The sequence below is a fragment of the Parasutterella excrementihominis YIT 11859 genome, assembly GCF_000205025.1.
GTDB lineage: Bacteria > Pseudomonadota > Gammaproteobacteria > Burkholderiales > Burkholderiaceae_F > Parasutterella > Parasutterella excrementihominis.
In genome coordinates, this window is the sequence record NZ_GL883754.1 from 47,728 (window position 1) to 64,508 (window position 16,781).

Annotated in this window: 15 protein-coding genes; 6 read left to right on the plus strand and 9 right to left on the minus strand. The window is 51.2% G+C overall.

Annotation, left to right across the window (positions count from 1 at the left end):
- Positions 1-2: 2 nt before the first annotated feature.
- From folC to leuC, 7 genes are all read right to left on the minus strand, one after another.
- Complete coding sequence (gene folC, locus HMPREF9439_RS10170; RefSeq protein ID WP_008864792.1) at positions 3-1,289, minus strand: bifunctional tetrahydrofolate synthase/dihydrofolate synthase; 1,287 nt, start codon at positions 1,287-1,289, stop codon at positions 3-5.
- 42 nt (positions 1,290-1,331) lie between these two features.
- Entirely contained in the window at positions 1,332-2,204 is an 873-nt protein-coding gene (accD, locus tag HMPREF9439_RS10175) for an acetyl-CoA carboxylase, carboxyltransferase subunit beta (protein ID WP_008811076.1), read from the minus strand.
- Between the two features lie 98 nt (positions 2,205-2,302).
- Entirely contained in the window at positions 2,303-3,082 is a 780-nt protein-coding gene (gene truA / locus HMPREF9439_RS10180; RefSeq protein WP_008864793.1) for a tRNA pseudouridine(38-40) synthase TruA, read from the minus strand.
- A gap of 6 nt (positions 3,083-3,088) precedes the next feature.
- Positions 3,089-4,216 (minus strand): aspartate-semialdehyde dehydrogenase, encoded by a 1,128-nt coding sequence (gene asd / locus HMPREF9439_RS10185; protein ID WP_040603610.1) that lies wholly within the window; start codon positions 4,214-4,216, stop codon positions 3,089-3,091.
- Between the two features lie 39 nt (positions 4,217-4,255).
- Positions 4,256-5,326: a 3-isopropylmalate dehydrogenase gene (gene leuB, locus HMPREF9439_RS10190; RefSeq protein WP_008864795.1), complete on the minus strand. Its 1,071-nt coding sequence runs from the start codon at positions 5,324-5,326 to the stop codon at positions 4,256-4,258.
- A 25-nt stretch (positions 5,327-5,351) separates the two neighbouring features.
- Positions 5,352-5,999: a 3-isopropylmalate dehydratase small subunit gene (gene leuD, locus HMPREF9439_RS10195; RefSeq protein ID WP_008811072.1), complete on the minus strand. Its 648-nt coding sequence runs from the start codon at positions 5,997-5,999 to the stop codon at positions 5,352-5,354.
- Between the two features lie 11 nt (positions 6,000-6,010).
- Positions 6,011-7,447 (minus strand): 3-isopropylmalate dehydratase large subunit, encoded by a 1,437-nt coding sequence (gene leuC / locus HMPREF9439_RS10200; RefSeq protein ID WP_008864796.1) that lies wholly within the window; start codon positions 7,445-7,447, stop codon positions 6,011-6,013.
- Between the two features lie 391 nt (positions 7,448-7,838).
- Here leuC and HMPREF9439_RS10205 point away from each other — a divergent pair, with 391 nt between their 5' ends.
- The gene (locus HMPREF9439_RS10205; protein ID WP_008864797.1) at positions 7,839-9,272 is read left to right on the plus strand and encodes an alanine/glycine:cation symporter family protein; all 1,434 of its coding nucleotides are present in this window, start codon (positions 7,839-7,841) and stop codon (positions 9,270-9,272) included.
- A gap of 45 nt (positions 9,273-9,317) precedes the next feature.
- On the opposite strand, the gene aroC is transcribed toward HMPREF9439_RS10205, so the two are convergent.
- Positions 9,318-10,391, minus strand: coding sequence for a chorismate synthase (aroC, locus tag HMPREF9439_RS10210; RefSeq protein ID WP_008864798.1), 1,074 nt, complete (start codon positions 10,389-10,391; stop codon positions 9,318-9,320).
- 99 nt (positions 10,392-10,490) lie between these two features.
- Between aroC and HMPREF9439_RS10215 the strand changes: the two genes are divergently transcribed.
- Both HMPREF9439_RS10215 and HMPREF9439_RS10220 read left to right on the plus strand, forming a co-directional pair.
- Positions 10,491-11,021, plus strand: a complete 531-nt coding sequence (locus tag HMPREF9439_RS10215) for a GNAT family N-acetyltransferase (protein WP_008811068.1) — start codon at positions 10,491-10,493, stop codon at positions 11,019-11,021.
- A 24-nt stretch (positions 11,022-11,045) separates the two neighbouring features.
- Complete coding sequence (locus HMPREF9439_RS10220; RefSeq protein ID WP_008811067.1) at positions 11,046-11,354, plus strand: hypothetical protein; 309 nt, start codon at positions 11,046-11,048, stop codon at positions 11,352-11,354.
- Between the two features lie 66 nt (positions 11,355-11,420).
- Here HMPREF9439_RS10220 and murJ read toward each other — a convergent pair whose 3' ends face one another.
- On the minus strand, positions 11,421-12,971 hold the full coding sequence (gene murJ / locus HMPREF9439_RS10225) for a murein biosynthesis integral membrane protein MurJ (RefSeq protein ID WP_008811066.1): 1,551 nt from the start codon (positions 12,969-12,971) through the stop codon (positions 11,421-11,423).
- A 257-nt stretch (positions 12,972-13,228) separates the two neighbouring features.
- Between murJ and rpsT the strand changes: the two genes are divergently transcribed.
- From rpsT to HMPREF9439_RS10240, 3 genes are all read left to right on the plus strand, one after another.
- Entirely contained in the window at positions 13,229-13,492 is a 264-nt protein-coding gene (gene rpsT / locus HMPREF9439_RS10230; RefSeq protein ID WP_008811065.1) for a 30S ribosomal protein S20, read from the plus strand.
- Positions 13,493-13,924: 432 nt separating this feature from the next.
- A complete protein-coding gene (locus HMPREF9439_RS10235) occupies positions 13,925-16,132 on the plus strand; it encodes a molybdopterin-containing oxidoreductase family protein (protein ID WP_008864801.1) in 2,208 nt (735 codons plus the stop codon).
- A gap of 3 nt (positions 16,133-16,135) precedes the next feature.
- Positions 16,136-16,771, plus strand: coding sequence for a 4Fe-4S dicluster domain-containing protein (locus HMPREF9439_RS10240; protein WP_008811063.1), 636 nt, complete (start codon positions 16,136-16,138; stop codon positions 16,769-16,771).
- The last annotated feature ends 10 nt before the right edge of the window (positions 16,772-16,781 follow it).

Consider the following 16,781-nt stretch of genomic DNA (forward strand, 5'->3'; position numbering starts at 1 on the left):
TTTTAATTTCGTCCGACTTTTTCCTTTAAATATTCAATAGCTGAAGCCACTGTTAAAAAGGAACCGAAGGTGACTATTCTATCAGTCTCGTGCGCCTCTTCGATGGCTCTCTGAAGAGCTTCCTCGACGGTCTTGAAAGTCTGAATTTTTTCCTGAGGAACGCCTGCTTCACTTAGCATAGCGCAGAGATCCTGTGCGATTCCGCCTCGCGGACCTTGCAGATCCGACAAATACCACTTGTTAAAGCTCGAAACCATGATCCGGCAGACTTGCGCGCGGTCCTTATCAGAAAGCATCCCGAAGACCGCAACCTGACGTGTTGCCTTCGGAAGCCCACTCAGCGTCTTTGCCAATTCTTTGGCCGCATGGGGATTATGTCCGACATCTAAGTAGACCTCCGGTGCATTTCTGACTTTAGAGAAGCGTCCGGTAATACGAGTATTCAATAGAGCTGATTCAAATGCTTCACGCTTAAGCGGCAGTTTTCCCTGCATGCATTGAAGGGCTTCGAAAGCTCCGGAGGCATTGTTCAGCTGATGTTCGCCGGGCATCGTCGGCAACGGCAAATTCCTGAGCTCGCCCCTTGACCCAAAGAAATTCCAGGTCTTATCGCCGTGATTGTGCTCAAACCTGAAGGTCTTTCCGATAACCAGGAGTTCGGCACCGATTTTATCGGCGTACTGCTCAACCGTAATCGGAGGATTAGCGTCAGCGCAGATAGCCGGCTTGCCCGAACGGTAAATGTGAGCCTTTTCCCAGCCAATAGATTCACGGGTAGTTCCGAGATAAGCCGTATGGTCAATTCCGATGCTCGTAATGACGGAGACGGAAGGCTCAACCGTGTTGACAGCGTCAAGACGTCCGCCGAGCCCGATTTCTAACACCACGGCATCAAGATCTTTTTCCGCAAACAGAAGAAGAATGCCGAGCAGCGTGTATTCAAAGTACGACAGCGTCATCTCGCCGCGAGCGGCTTCGACCTTCTCGAACTGACGAATCAGTTCTTCGTCCTTAGCGTCTTTTCCGTTAATTCGAACTCTTTCGTTGAAGCGGATCAAGTGCGGAGAAGTATGGACACCTACGGAATAGCCGCCGGCTAACAGTGCCGATTCAATAAAAGCGCAGGTAGAGCCTTTACCGTTGGTGCCTCCGACGGTAAACACGGGGCATTTAAAGCGGATGTCCAGACGCTTGAGCATGGTTTCCATGCGGTCAAGGCCTAAATCTATTGCCTGTGCGTGCAAACCCTCAATGTGATGAAGCCACGCATCCAAAGTCTCAAATTTCATTGTGAATAAACTAAAAAGACCGCCGAAGCGGTCCGGAGAATGCTACTCAATCGCGTCCAAAGACTCTTTTTGGAAGAGTGCAATGAGTTTTGCGATTTCCATCTTTAAGTTTTTACGATCGACGATCATGTCGATGGCGCCCTTCTGCAGCAGGAACTCGGATCTCTGGAATCCTTCCGGAAGCTGTTCACGAACGGTTTGTTCAATGACGCGCGGGCCGGCAAAGCCGATCAAAGCCTTAGGCTCAGCCATAACGACGTCGCCCATGAAAGCAAAGCTTGCAGACACGCCGCCCATCGTCGGATCGGTTAAGACAGAAATGAACGGAAGTTTGTGTTCTGCCAACTTAGCGATAACTCCGGTTGTCTTGGCCATCTGCATCAGAGAGAAAAGACCTTCCTGCATACGAGCGCCGCCGGAAGCGGTAAAACAGACAAATGCTGCCTGATTATCAATAGCGGCCTGAACAGCACGAGCAAAGCGCTCTCCGACAACCGAGCCCATGGAACCGGCCATAAAACCGAATTCAAAGACGGCAACGACAGCGGGCATAGCATGGATGGTGCCTGACTGCACAACTAAAGCGTCGGTTTCTCCGCTCGCAGACTGTGCCTGCTTAACGCGGTCAGGATATTTTTTGCTGTCCACGAATCCAAGCGGATCGACAGGACGAATTTCCGCACCGATTTCCTGACGATTTTCAGGGTCGAGAATCATATCCAAACGCTGACGAGCACTCACGCGCATATGATGGTTGCATTTCGGACAAACGTTAAGGTTGTCGCGAAGCTCCTGAGCGTAAAGCGTCGTTCCGCAGTTGGAACACTTTGTCCACACGCCTGCAGGAATATCTTTTTTGGCAGTTTCGCCGTTACTCCGACTGATTTTCGGGAGCACTTTATCGAGCCAACTCATAGTGCAAATTAGTTTCTTTTTACTGAATCTACTGATTCTAATCGAATCCAGCCGCTCTGCATGAACTCAAACTCATTGAGTTCGTTAACAAAAATTTGTCAGCCGGGAAACGGCGAAGCTCCGTGCTGAGGCAGGCCAAAGATTTCCGGATAGCCGACGCCGGTCAGATAAAGTCCTGTTGGATAGAAAGTCGGAGCGGCCGCCTGTCGGCTTTTTGCTTCCAAAACTTCTCCCATCCAATCAACACTTCTGGCGCCCGTGCCTACGTAAACCAGACAGCCGACGATATTTCGAACCATGTGATAAAGGAAGGCGTCTGCCTTGACACGAATCTTGATGAATCGTCCGAGACGAATGACATGCAGATATTCAATATTTTTCACCGGCGTCTTGCTCTGGCACCCTGCGGCACGGAAACTGGAGAAATCATGTTCGCCGACCAAGAACTGGCCTGCGGCTTCCATGTTCTTTTCGTTGAGCGGACGGAAGACCCAGCCGGTTCTGCCGGAAAGAATCGGAGAACGAACCGGCTCATTGACGATCCAGTATTCATAAGTCCGACTGCAAGCGGAAAACCTCGCATGGAATTCGTCCGGGACGACTTTCGCCCAGCGAACCGCACATTCCGTCGGCAGATAAGAATTCAAGCCGCGAACCCAAGAAATCTCCTTACGGTCGGCTCCCGTATCTAAATGGATCACTTGACCCGTGGCATGAACATTGGCGTCTGTGCGCCCGGCACAGACGGCTTTAACTTTTTCACCCGTAAACTGAACAACGGCCGCTTCGAGATAATCCTGGACTGTTTGTCCGGAAGGCTGGGTCTGCCAGCCCTCGAAAGAACGGCCGTCGTACTCGAGTCCTAATGCGACTCTCATCGGCAATTAGGCTTTGAAGTCAACGAGAATACGCAGCATGCGGCGCAGCGGTTCGGCAGCGCCCCAAAGGAGCTGGTCGCCGACTGTGAAGGCAGTGACGTATTCCGGACCGAAATTCAGTTTGTGGATACGGCCGATAGGAACAGAAAGCGTTCCGGAGACCTTGGCCGGAGTCAGTTCATGAATAGAATCTTCTTTGCGGTTCGGAATGACTTTAACCCACTGATTGGCTTCAGCAAGAAGTCTTTCGATTTCTTCGCAGGAAACATCTTTCTTCAGCTTGATCGTCAAAGCCTGAGAGTGGCAGCGCATGGATCCGACGCGAACGCACAAACCGTCAACGGGCATGCATCCGGGCTCTCCGATAGCGGGTTTGCCCAGAATCTTGTTAGCTTCGGCACCGCCCTTCCATTCTTCGCGGCTCTGTCCGTGTTCGACTTCTTTGTCGATCCAGGGGATCAGGCTGCCGGCAAGAGGTACACCGAAAGCTTTGTCGGGGAAGTCGGTAGAACGAAGTTCTTCGGTAACTTTGCGGTCGATGGCCAGAATGGCAGAGCGAGGATCCTTCAGATCTTCGGCAACAACGCCGTAAAGAGCACCCATCTGTTCGAGCAGTTCGCGCATATTGGGAGCACCGGCGCCGGAAGCGGCTTGGTAAGTCATGGAAGAAATCCATTCAACCAAATCAGCGCGGATCAAACCGTCTAAGGCCATCAGCATCAGGCTGACCGTGCAGTTGCCGCCGATGTAGTTCTTAACGCCTTCGCGCAAACCCTTCTGAATCACGTCCATGTTCACGGGGTCGAGAACGATGATGGCGTCTTTTTCCATACGCAGCGTGGAAGCGGCATCAATCCAGTAGCCGTTCCAGCCTTTATCGCGAAGCGGTTTGAAGTGAGCTTTTGTCCAGTCACCGCCCTGGCAGGAAATGACTACGTCGCAGGCTGCCAATGCGTCCAGATCATTGGCATCTTTAAGAATAGGATCTGAATTAGGGACTTCCGGTGCTTTGCCACCGGCGTTACTGGTAGAGAAGAATGTGGTGCTGACAAACTTAAAGTCGTCTTCCTGCTTCATTCTGTCCATCAACACGGAGCCGACCATTCCCCGCCAGCCAACCATACCTAACTTCAACATTTGTGTTTCTCCTATCGAGTAGTGCTTCACTTTGCTTTAGAGCGCGGCGACAACCGCATCTCCCATTTCAGAACAGCTGACAAGCTTGCAGCCTTCGCTGCGGATGTCTCCCGTGCGGTATCCCTGAGCAAGAACTTTCTTAACCGCATTTTCAATTCGGACTGCTGCTTCCTCCATTCCTAAAGAATAACGAAGCATCATGGCCGCTGACAAAATCTGGGCTAGAGGATTTGCAATGTTCTGGCCGGCAATGTCAGGTGCAGAACCGTGAGAAGGTTCGAAGAGGCCTTGTCCTTTCTCGTTCAAAGCGGCAGAAGCCAGCATACCGATGGAACCGGTAAGCATAGCGGCTTCATCAGAAAGGATGTCGCCGAAAAGATTGCCGGTGACCATCACATCGATCTTCTTCGGAGCCTTAACAAGCTGCATGGCTGCGTTATCGACGTACATGTGTTCGAGAGTGACTTCCGGATATTCTTTGCTGACCTTGATCATGGTGTCACGCCAAACCTGGGAAGTTTCCAGAACATTGGCCTTGTCTACGCTGACAAGGTGTTTGCTGCGGCCCATCGCGGCCTTGAATGCGACGTGGGCAATTCTTTCAACTTCGGGAACAGCGTAACGCATCGTGTCAAAACCTTCTTCAGTACCTGCAAAAACACCGTCCGGGCTGATACGTTTGCCTCTGGGCTGGCCGAAATAAACGTCACCGGTGAGTTCGCGAACGAGCAGAAGATCCAGACCGGAAACAAGTTCGGGTTTCAGGGAAGAAGCAGCTGTGAGTTCCGGATAGCAAATGGCCGGACGAAGATTCACAAAAAGGCCTAAAGCTTTTCTTAAGCCGAGGATGGCCTGTTCGGGACGGAGATAGCGAGGCAGATTGTCATATTTGAAGTCACCGACTGCACCGAAAAGAACGGCATCGCTCTTCTTAGCGAGTTCCACGACTTCAGCGGGAAGAGGATGACCGAAAGCGGCGTAAGCGACACCGCCGACTAAGGCTTCCTCAAATTCCAGAGGAAGCTTGAGCGCCGTTAAAACTTTAAGGGCCTGGGCCATGATCTCGGGACCGATGCCGTCACCGGCGAGAACTGCAATTTTTTTCATATTGGTTTTCTTCTCTTAGGTTTGATTAATAAATTGTTTTAGCGAGCCAGGGTTTCTGGTTCAGACGCTGCTGTTCAAATGCCTTGATTTCGTCAGCGTGCTGCAGCGTGATGCCGATATCGTCCAAGCCGTTCAGCAGGCAATAACGGCGGAATTCAGGAACTTCGAATTCATGGCGTTTGCCGTTGGGTTCAATCACAACGCGGTTGACCAGGTCGACGGAGAGCTGATAGCCGTTGTTTGCTTTGATTTCATCAAACAAGTAGTCAACCACAAACTCCGGCAAACTGATCGGGAGCAAACCGTTCTTAAATGCGTTGTTGTAGAAAATATCGGCAAAGCTCGGTGCGATGACCACTCTGAAGCCATACTGCGTCAGCGCCCAAGCCGCGTGTTCGCGGGATGAGCCGCAACCGAAATTCTTGCGCGCCAGCAAAATCGTGGAACCTTGGTAGCGAGGCTGGTTCAAAACGAAATCCGGATTGATCTTGCGGGTGGCAGGATCCATCCCCGGTTCGCCTTTATCGAGGTAACGCCATTCATCAAAAAGGTTCGGACCGTAACCGGTGCGGTAAATTGACTTTAAAAACTGTTTCGGAATTATGGCATCGGTGTCGACATTAGAGCGGTCTAAGGGAGCGACAATGCCTTGAAGAACTGTGAATTTTTCCATTTCTGCCTCTCTTAGAAAAGTTTGCGCACATCAACAAAATGACCTTCGATGGCTGCCGCAGCGGCCATGGCCGGAGAGCAAAGATGCGTGCGGCTCTTATTGCCTTGGCGCCCTTCGAAGTTTCGGTTGCTGGTTGAGGCACAGCGGTCGCCCGGCTCTAAGCGGTCGGCATTCATCGCCAAACACATCGAGCAGCCCGGACGGCGCCACTGGAATCCGGCTTCAATAAAAATCTTGTCCAGCCCTTCATCCTCGGCCTGCTCTCTGACGAGTCCGGATCCCGGAACCACCAGAGCCTGTTTAACCGTAGGAGCCACTTTCTTACCAAGCTTGCGCACCACATAAGCAGCGGCTCGAATATCTTCAATACGGCCGTTCGTGCAAGAACCGATAAAGACGTTGTTCGGAGCGATCGAAGTCATCGGTGTACCGGGCTTCAAATCCATGTATTGATAAGCGCGTTCCCAGCCCTCACGTTTGACGAGATCTTTTTGATCTTCGGGAATCGGTGTGCAGCCGGTGATCGGTGCGACCATCTCGGGAGAAGTTCCCCATGTGACCATCGGAACGACGTCTTCTGCCTGAAGGTTGACTTCGATACTAAACTTGGCGCCTTCGTCCGAATGAAGTGTCTTCCAGTATTCGATGGCCTGATCCAGAAGCTCGCCTTCCGGAGCCAGAGGACGGCCCTTCATGTATTCAATCGTTTTATCATCACAGGCGACTAACCCGCAGCGCGCACCGGCTTCGATGGCCATATTGCAGAGCGTCATGCGGCCTTCCATAGAGAGCGCACGAATTGCAGGGCCGTCAAACTCAATGGCGCACCCTGTTCCGCCGGCCGTTCCGATCTTGCCGATAATGTAGAGCGCAAGATCCTTAGCAAAAACGCCGGGCTGCAGTTTGCCTTCCACATGCACGCGCATGTTTTTCATTTTCTTCGTGAGCAGCGTCTGGGTTGCCATCACGTGCTCAACTTCACTCGTTCCGATACCGAAGGCAATTGCTGCGCAAGCTCCGTGGGTGCTCGTGTGAGAGTCACCGCAAACGACAGTCATGCCGGGAAGCGTTGCACCCTCTTCCGGTCCCATAACGTGGATGACGCCCTGTCCGCGGGACAGGAACGGGAAAAACGCCGCACATCCGTTTTGACGAATGTTTTCATCCAATGTCGTGACCTGCAGCTTGGAGATCGGATCAGTAATGCCCTCCATTCCGGCTTCCCAACCGGTCGTCGGTGTGTTGTGATCGGCTGTGGCCACAATCGAGCTCTTGCGCCACAAAGGACGGTTGTTCATGCGCAGTCCCTCAAAAGCCTGGGCACTGGTCACTTCGTGGACCAGATGACGGTCGATGTAGAGGGTTGCAGTGCCGTCTTCTTCCATTCGGACGACGTGTTCGTCAAAGATTTTGTCGTAGAGTGTTTTAGGAGATTCCGGTGTTCTCATTTCTTACTGGTATCACTAAATTTTTGAAGTAATTCTTTGAGTATGCCACCGAAAAGCACGGCGAATAAAAATCTGTAAGATTTTCTGACTGTCTTCGGTCAGCAATTTCACCGAGACGCTAACGAATTCCGAAATTTTTAATTTTTTTGCGATTTTTTTCGCACCCTTCCGTTGACGGATGGTATGAGCAATTAGAATGGAGGGCTGAGTGTTTGTCCTGCAGTGCTTTTCCGCATTGCGGAACGTAAAAGTCCTACTCGGTTTCTTCTTTGAGATCTCTTAGATGTCAATACAGCCGCCATGATAAAAAACATCCGGCCCTGAGCTCAGTATAAGCAAACCAGGTACGTCTTGAGCGCTCTCGTTTCCAATCGCTTAATTTCACTATCAAATGGACTGGTTCGCCTCAATCGTTTCTTCTTTAAACAACGTCCTTTGGTCCTACGTCCTGATCGGACTTCTGATCTGCGTCGGCCTTTGGTTCACCTTCTGCACTCGTTTTGTCCAGATTACCAACGTCAGAGAAATGTTCCGCTGTGTTCTGGAAGGGTCCCGCACTCCAAGGCCTGAAGGACACATCTCTCCCTTCCAGGCTTTTTGTATTTCCACCGCCTCCCGCGTCGGCGTCGGCAATATTGCCGGTATTGCTATCGCTGTCGTTACCGGCGGTCCAGGCGCCATCTTCTGGATGTGGGTCATTGCCACATTAGGCGCAGCCAGCGGATTTATTGAGTCCACACTGGCTCAGATTTATAAGGTAAAGAAACCCGGCGGGGGTTTCATGGGCGGCCCTGCTTACTACATCAAGAACGCTTTAGGTTCGCCTTTCTGGGCCGGTGTGTTCGCCGTGTTGATATCCGTCACTTATGCCTTAATCTTCAATTCCGTCCAGGCCAATACGATTTCTCTGTCCATTGAAACCACGACGGGACTTAAGCCCGCTTACACCGGAATGATCCTTGCCGTTCTTACCGGCTTAGTGATCTTCGGCGGCATGACCCGTATCGCCAAGGTTGCCAGCTTTATGGTTCCTTTCATGGCCGGCGCATACCTGCTGCTTGCTTTTGTCGTGACCTGCATGAACATCACGGAAATCCCTCGCGTTCTGCTCATGATCGTGACCAAGGCCTTCAGCTTTGACTCCATCACAGGTGCTGCCATCGGTGTTGCCTTGATGACCGGTATTAAACGCGGTCTCTTCTCGAACGAAGCCGGTATGGGTGCGGTTCCGAATGCTGCCGCAGCAGCGGACGCCTCTCACCCGGTAAAACAAGGTCTGATCCAGGCAATGGGCGTTTACTTCGACACACTGTTTGTCTGCACTGCCTCCGCAATGCTGGTTCTTCTTTCTCCGGAATGGATGATGGGTTCCAAGCTGACAGGTATTGCACTGGTTCAGAAATCCGTTGCCGGCCAGCTCGGTGAATGGACAAACTTCTTCATGACCGTCATCGTGCTGTTCTTTGCCTTCAGCTCCATTATCGGCAACTATTTCTACGGCGAAATGAACATGCCGTTCATTTCTAAGAGCAAATATGCGATGCCGATTTTCCGAGTATTCGTTGTCGTGATGGTCTTCGTTGGTTCAGTCGCTTCACTCTCATTAGTTTGGGATTTGGCTGACCTGTTCATGGCTTTGATGGCTATCGTGAACTTGGTTGCTATCTTCATGCTCGGCAAATACGCCATTGCGGCTTTACGCGATTACAACGCGCAGAAACGCAGAGGCATTTTGGATCCGATCTTTGATCCCAGAATTCTTCCCGACAAGAAAGGCGTTCACTGCTGGCCGCGAGACGAAGATCGCCGCAGAAAGGCCAATTAAGTTTGAAATCGGGACCGTTTAGGTCCCGTTTCTATTTTTAGAAGCTCAAATTCTGCCGCACTGGCCCCTTTGAGCCATTACTTGATCAATCAATACTAAAGCTGTCAGCGCCTCTAAGATCGGTGTCGCACGAATACCGACACACGGGTCATGTCTGCCTTTAGTCGAGACGATCGTATCTTTGCCGTCGACGGTCAGCGTCGACATTTCCTGACGAATCGAAGGCGTCGGTTTTATCGCCACTCGAGCGGTAATCGGGGCCCCTGTGGAAATTCCGCCTAAGATGCCGCCCGCATGGTTGCTAGCAAAGCCGTTTTCGTATTGCGTACCCATACGATCCGCGTTCAGACTTCCTCGACTGCCTACAACTTCAAATCCGTCTCCGATCTCAACACCTTTTACCGCATTCAAACCCATGAAGGCATAGGCTAAACAAGCATCCAGTCTTCGGTAAACGGGTTCTCCGAGTCCGGGAGGAACACCCTGTGCTTCAACATAGATTTCACTTCCGGCAGAGTCTCCGGCCCGACGAAGCTCATCCATACAAGCTTCCAATTCAGGAACTTTTTCCGGATCTGCGGTGAAGAAGGGATTGTTGTCTGGCGCCGTCCAATCCTTAACTTCCAGCGGGATCCCGCCCAAGTTAATCAGACAAGCGCGAATCTTTATATTTAGATTTTCTTCAAGCCATTTCTTAGCAACAGCTCCTGCTGCGACCGTCGGGGCTGTGAGACGAGCTGAGCTTCTGCCGCCCCCGCGGGGATCACGGATTCCGAATTTTTTGTAATAGGTGTAATCAGCGTGGGCCGGTCGGAACAAATTTTCGATTGCAGAATAGTCTTTACTTCTCTGATCTTCGTTTCTAATCAGCAATGCAATCGGAGTTCCGGTGGTTTTGCCCTGATAAACCCCGGAGAGGATTTCAACCGTGTCACTTTCTTTGCGCTGAGTGACATGACGTGACGTTCCGGGACGTCTCCGATCAAGCTCTTTTTGGATATCTTCCTGACTTAACTCCATGCCCGGAGGACAGCCGTCGATCACACAACCGATAGCCGGTCCGTGAGACTCGCCAAAATTAATCACAGAAAAGTATTCGCCCAAACGTGAACCCGGCATTGAAAATTCCTCGAAGTTATGCTCCTTTTTGGGAGCGGAACGTAAAAAATTGTATCCCAAACACGTAGAATTTCTGATGTCAATTGATGAGTAAATCGTATGGAAAAGCTTTTTGTCAATATTCGCAAAGCTGAACCGGCCGACATCGGCGGGATCGCCAGTATTTACGAACAAGCCGTTTTGCTTGGTACCGCCAGCTTTGAAGTCACGCCTCCTTCCGAAGAGGAAATGCTCTCTCGCATGCAGACAATTGAAGCCGGGCACTATCCGTATTTAGTCGCAGAGCTGGAACATCAAATCCTGGGATTTGCCTACGCCGGTCAGTACCGCCCGAGAAAGGCTTATCGCTACACGGTGGAAGACTCAATTTATGTTCATCCGGAATGCCGCAGATTAGGCGTAGGCACGCAGCTTCTGACCTCGCTCATTGCTGAGTGCGACCTCCGGGGCTTCAGGGAAATGATCGCCGTGATAGGTGACTCCGAAAATACGGCTTCCATCAAACTGCACGAACATTGCGGATTCCGTCATGTCGGCGTCCTCAAAAACGTTGGTTATAAATTCGATCGATGGCTGGATTCCGTCCTGATGCAAAGAACGCTCGCCGGCGGCGATACAATGAACTGTTGAACTCAGAACAAATAAGAGGCGCAAATGAGTGAAGAACAACTTGAATACGACCCCGAGTGGACGCTTGCAACACTGAATGACGCTAAAGAAGCTTTGGAAGATCTGATCGCTCAGGTCGAAGACAGTCCCGAAGAAGTCAAAGAAATCTTGGAAGAAAACATCGCCAACGTCTACGCAAAGCTGAACTATGCATTCAACAGCGCCAAAGACGGCCCCGACGCCCTTCTGTCCATGCCGGACGATGAACTCGTTGCATTCCCATCCGTCTTGCCTTTGAAGCACAAGGTTGAATTCGAAGAAAAAGACGAAGAAAAACCAGACGAAGTACAGTAACCGCAAGAACAACGGCTTGCTCTATCAACTAAGCAAGCCGTTTTCATTTGTGAAAGCTCCAGCGGATCAGTCGACTTCGCTGGCCTTCAAGTCAGATAAACGATAGCCGCAAACCGCCAGCGTACCGATGTAAAGCACGGCTGCACCCGCAACCACGCCGAGCACGAGACCCAATTTAACCGCCCAGGGATATGCCATCTGCGTCCAGTCACAATAATGCTGAATAACTAAAAGATAAGCTGTCAAAAGAACGCTTCCGAGAATCACCGTAAGGAAGAGTTTTTTCCAGCCGGCAAGCGGCGTAAACACACCGCGGCGACGCAGGATAATCAATAAACAGCAGGCATTAAAGCAGGCACCGAGACCCACGGAAAGCGCCAAACCTGCATGAGAAAACAGCGGAACGTTCACTAAGTTAAAGATCTGCGTCACGATTAAAGCAGCGCAGGCAACCTTAACGGGTGTCTTAATGTCCTTCTGGGCATAAAAGCCCGGCGCCAGGATTTTGATTCCGATCAGACCGATCAATCCGATGGAGTAACCCATCACGGCAGTCGCAGTCTGATAAACATCATTCACATTAAAACGGCTGCTTTGAAACAGCACGGATACCAGTCCTTCCCCGAGAAGCGCTAAGCCGATGGCCGCAGGAACGGCAAAAGCCACCACGAGCTTCAAGCCCCAATCGAGCAGTGCGTTATAGCGATCCGTCATGCCCTTGGCGAAAGCCGCTGACAAGCTCGGCAAAAGAACCGTACCCAGCGCAACGCCGAGCAGCGCTGTCGGGAATTCCATCAGACGGTCGGCATAGGCCAGCCAAGTCACCGAGCCTTCGGCAAGAAAAGACGCGATATTCGTGTTAATCAAGATCGAGATCTGCGCGACACCTACCGCAAAGAGTGCCGGCACCATGAGCTTCAATACTCGTCTGACCGACGGGTCTTTCATGGCTTTAAACGGATTCACAAATCTCGGCAGCAAGTGGAGCTTAGCAAGCTGCGGAATCTGCACCGCCAGCTGCAGGAAACCGCCTGCCATCACGCCGACCGCTAAGGCGTAAATCGGCTGATCAAACAACGGCGCAACAAACAATGTCGCGGTGATCAAAGAAAGGTTGAGAAGAATCGGAACGGCCGCTGGAATCGCAAAATGCTTCCAGGTGTTGAGTACCGAAGAACTCAAAGCCACCAAAGACATAAAGAATATGTAAGGAAACATATAGCGCGTCAGGCGCGTTGCCGTATCAAAGGTAGCCGGTTCTTCCACAAGACCGGAAGCAATCACAAACACGAGGATCGGAGCAGCAATGACGCCTAAAATGCTGACGCAAAGAACAATGAATCCGAGAAGAGAGGCAACTTTATCGATAAAGGACTTCGTTTCTTCCGCAGAACGATTGCTCTTCACATCTGCCAGCATCGGCACAAAGGCCTGCTGGAAAGCACCTTCTGCAAAAAGACGTCTCAATAGGTTCGGTAATCGAAATGCAACGTAATATGCGTCCGTGTCACCGCTGACACCAAAGACACGGGCAATCAAAATATCCCGGATCAAACCTGTGATTCGGGACAAAAGCGTCATTGCCGAAATAACGGCTGCATTACGGAAAATACTCACTGCGATCTCGAAAAGAAAAAAGCCTGAAATCAACTGGATTCAGGTCAGTCAAAATTCTATCAGCCGAACGCCAGAGCGGCATAAGTTTGCGGTTGAAAACAAAAGAGATTTTCCGTATAATTCTGCACTTTCGTGGGATTCGGTTCGAGGACCGAATTACCTTATTTGTTTAACCAAACCGGCCGAGCCCGTAGTATTGCTAGTGGCGACCGGTAAAGTAAGAAAACTCGCCACTCGCATAGGCAAGGAAAGAAACAATGGCAAATTCTAAGCAAGCTCGCAAGCGCGCTATCCAGGCAGTTGCTCGCAACAAGCACCTCTCTGCACAGCGTTCTCGCTATCGCACAGCTATCAAGAACGTTCGCAAGGCTATTCTCGCCGGCGACAAAGCTGCTGCTCAGACTCTCTACGTCACAGCTCAGTCTGTGATCGACTCTATGGCTGACAAAGGTGTTCTTCATAAGAACGCCGCTGCTCGTCATAAGAGCCGCCTGGTTGTTGCTATCAAGGCAATGGCCTAATCAATCTTTTCCGTCTGCTTCGCTCTGAAGCAGAGCAAAGATTCCAAAAGCTCGGGAAAATTTCCCGGGCTTTTTTGTTATCTGTTATTGCAAAATACCATCGGGAGAAACCGCAAGAGTCTTATCATTTTTGATAGCGTCCTTTAATTTTTTAGGCAAAATTTAATCTAAATTACCTAGGTATTTTTACTTATATTATCTAAAATTTAAATTTATAAAAATCCCTTTTTAGGGCCTTGTCTCTCTTGACTTTTCTCATCTTTGACAAGCTCTCTCAATTTTGATCGTCCTGGGTTTGTTCTAATCCTTTTTCTCGACATCCCATAATGACGCGGTAGCGATCTTTTTTCCTTTGTTGAAAATAGTTTTTAAGTCGTCGGAACATACCATCAAAACCGACGCGCCACTCTACCCCAAGAGGAGAATTCAACAATGGACAAAACACAAGGATTGAAAGTTACTCGTCGATCCATCCTCAAAACGATCCCGGCCCTCTCCGCCATCAGCGCGGGAAGCAGCTTCTTCACAAAAGCAGCATGCGCACAAGAGCCGCTTGAAGACGGATACACGATCTGCGACAACTGCAACCAAATGCCGATGTGCGGTATTCATTTCCATAGACAGGGCAACACCGTAGTTTCCGTCGGAAACTGGAAAGAACACAGCGGCAAGCTGTTGTGCAATAAAGCCTTGGCTACTTTACAGCGCCTCTACAACCCCAACCGCCTGCTCTATCCGATGAAGCGCACCAATCCGAAAGGAAGTGTCGATCCCGGATTCGTTCGTATTTCCTGGCAGGAAGCTTTGGCAACGATTGCTGCCAATATGAAGAAGATCCGTGATCAGTACGGTGCAGAAAAACTTTTCATCTTCTGCGGCGACCCGAAAGAACCTCGTCCTGCCGCTATGCGCCTGGCACGCTACTTCGGCACCTATCACTACGGTACCGAATCTTCTGTTGCCTGCCGTAAAGGTTCTCTGCTGGCTGAACAGCTTGTTTTCGGCTGCGAGTACGCCGGCGGCGGCTGCGGCCCGAAGACAAAATCCTTCATGGTAATGGCCACCAACGGTGCATGGTCTAAACCGCACGGCTGGTGGAATATGATCAGTGCTGCTAAGCAGCGCGGTGTCAACATCATCGTGATTGACGCACGCCGCACTAAAGTTGCTGAACTCGCAACCATCCATCTCCAGCCCAAGCAGGGCACAGACGCCGCCTTAGGCGCCGGTATCTGCCGCGTCCTCTTCGAAGAAGGTTTGTACAACAAGCCCTTCTGCGACAAGTGGGTTTACGGCGTTGAAGAGTACAGAAATTACTGCAAAGACTTCACACCTGAAAAGACCGAAGCCATTACCGGCGTTCCTGCCGACCTTATCGTTAAGGCCGCTCGTATGTACGCCGAAGGCCCTGGAAGCTTCGCTCTGACTTCGCAGTCTCTTTCTCACTCCAGAAACGGCGTCAACAGCGCACGCGCTCTGCTGAACATCCCCGCAATCCTGGGTTACGTCGATATCCCCGGAGGTGCTCTCTTCGGTGTCGGTCCTAAAGGCTATATCGTCCACGACAACGGCCTCACAGAAGACTTCGTTGATTACAACTGGTTCAAGGCTCACAAGAAAGACCGTCTCGACAAAGACTTCGTTCCTGTTTGGAATCACACTCAGGTTCAGTTCAACCCGAACCAGCTGCCTGAACACGTCAAGAACGGCAAACTCCGCGGCATGGTCGCTTTCGGCTTTAACGTCATGATTTGGCCGCAGCCTCAGGTTTATGCAGAAGCCATCAAGAACATGGACTTCTCCTGCGCAACGGACTACTTCTACCGTGATGAAACCCACCACGACATGGACATTATTTTGCCCGCCGCCATGAACTATGAACGCTATGCACCGTTCGGCACACATGCCGGCAACAAGGTATCTGTCAGAACTCCGGTTAAGCCTATGGGCGAAGCCAAGGAAGACTGGTGGATCGCACTGCAGCTCGGCTGCTTAGTTGATGATCCGAAACACTTCTTTGACGGCGATCCTGTCAAGGCATGCGACTCCATCCTGAAAGAATGGGGCACCACATATGCCGACGCTCAGAAGAACCTGCCGAATATGACTCAGGTTCAGGGTGCAAAACAGCAGCCGCTCAAATACGAAAAAGGCCTTCTCCGTCACGACGGTCAGCCAGGTTTCGATACACCGTCCGGCAAGATCGAGTTGTCTTCCAATATTACGAAGATGCACAACCTCGGCACGATTCCTATTTATGTCGAACCGTATCAGCCGACAGCCGAATATCCGATCAAACTGATCAACGGTACTCGCGCTCCGTACATTACGCACTCCAAGACCCGCAGCGACTCTCCGTATCTGCTTGAAATCGAACCGATGTCCACCGTGGACATCAACCCCGAAGATGCTAAGGCCCGCGGCATCAACGAAGGCGACAAAGTATTGATCAAGAACCAGTACGGTCAGGCAAGAGCTCGTGCTCGAGTCTCCATCATCGTTCCTCCGGGAACCGCCGGCATGCAGTACGGCTGGCGAGGAGACCAGAACACCCAGGTTTTGATCCCGCGCGAATGGGACAAACTCTCGGGCTATGCACCCTACTTTGAAACAACCGTTCAAATCACGAAGGAGGCCTAAGCGATGAGCCAGTTCGGAATAATCGTCAATGTCGATAAATGCATCGGCTGCCAGGCATGCTTCGTTGCCTGCAAAGAAGAAAATAAAGTTGCTCCCGGAATCCAGTGGAATCAGATCCATCGTGCAGAAAATCTGCAGGACCGCATCATCAACTATTTCCGCGTGAGCTGCCAGCACTGCGACAATCCGGCCTGCCTGCCGGTCTGCCCTGCTAAGGCCATTTATAAAGGCCCGCACGGAGAAGTGCTTGTTGATCAATCCAAGTGCATCAGCTGCGGCGCCTGCGCCATGGCTTGCCCGTACGGTGCTCCGAAGTTCAACAGAAGCGGCAAGACATCTTACTGGGATGGCCCGGCCTTGGCTTCCGTTCCGCTTCAGCCGCATCAGCAGCGCACTCCCGGCAAAGCCGAAAGATGCACGCTTTGCGTCCAGCGCACCTCCAACGGTCAAGTACCTAAGTGCGTCGAAGCCTGCGCTGTTAAGGCTCTGACTTTCGTTGACTACGACAATCTGACCCCTGAACAGAAAGCCCTGGTTGACAAGTCCGTCGCATTGAACGAAGCCGCTGGTACCAAACCGAAAGTTCGTTATATTGCAAGCCATATGGACATTGCAGGACGTCAGGAAAAGATGTTCTAACCACAGATTT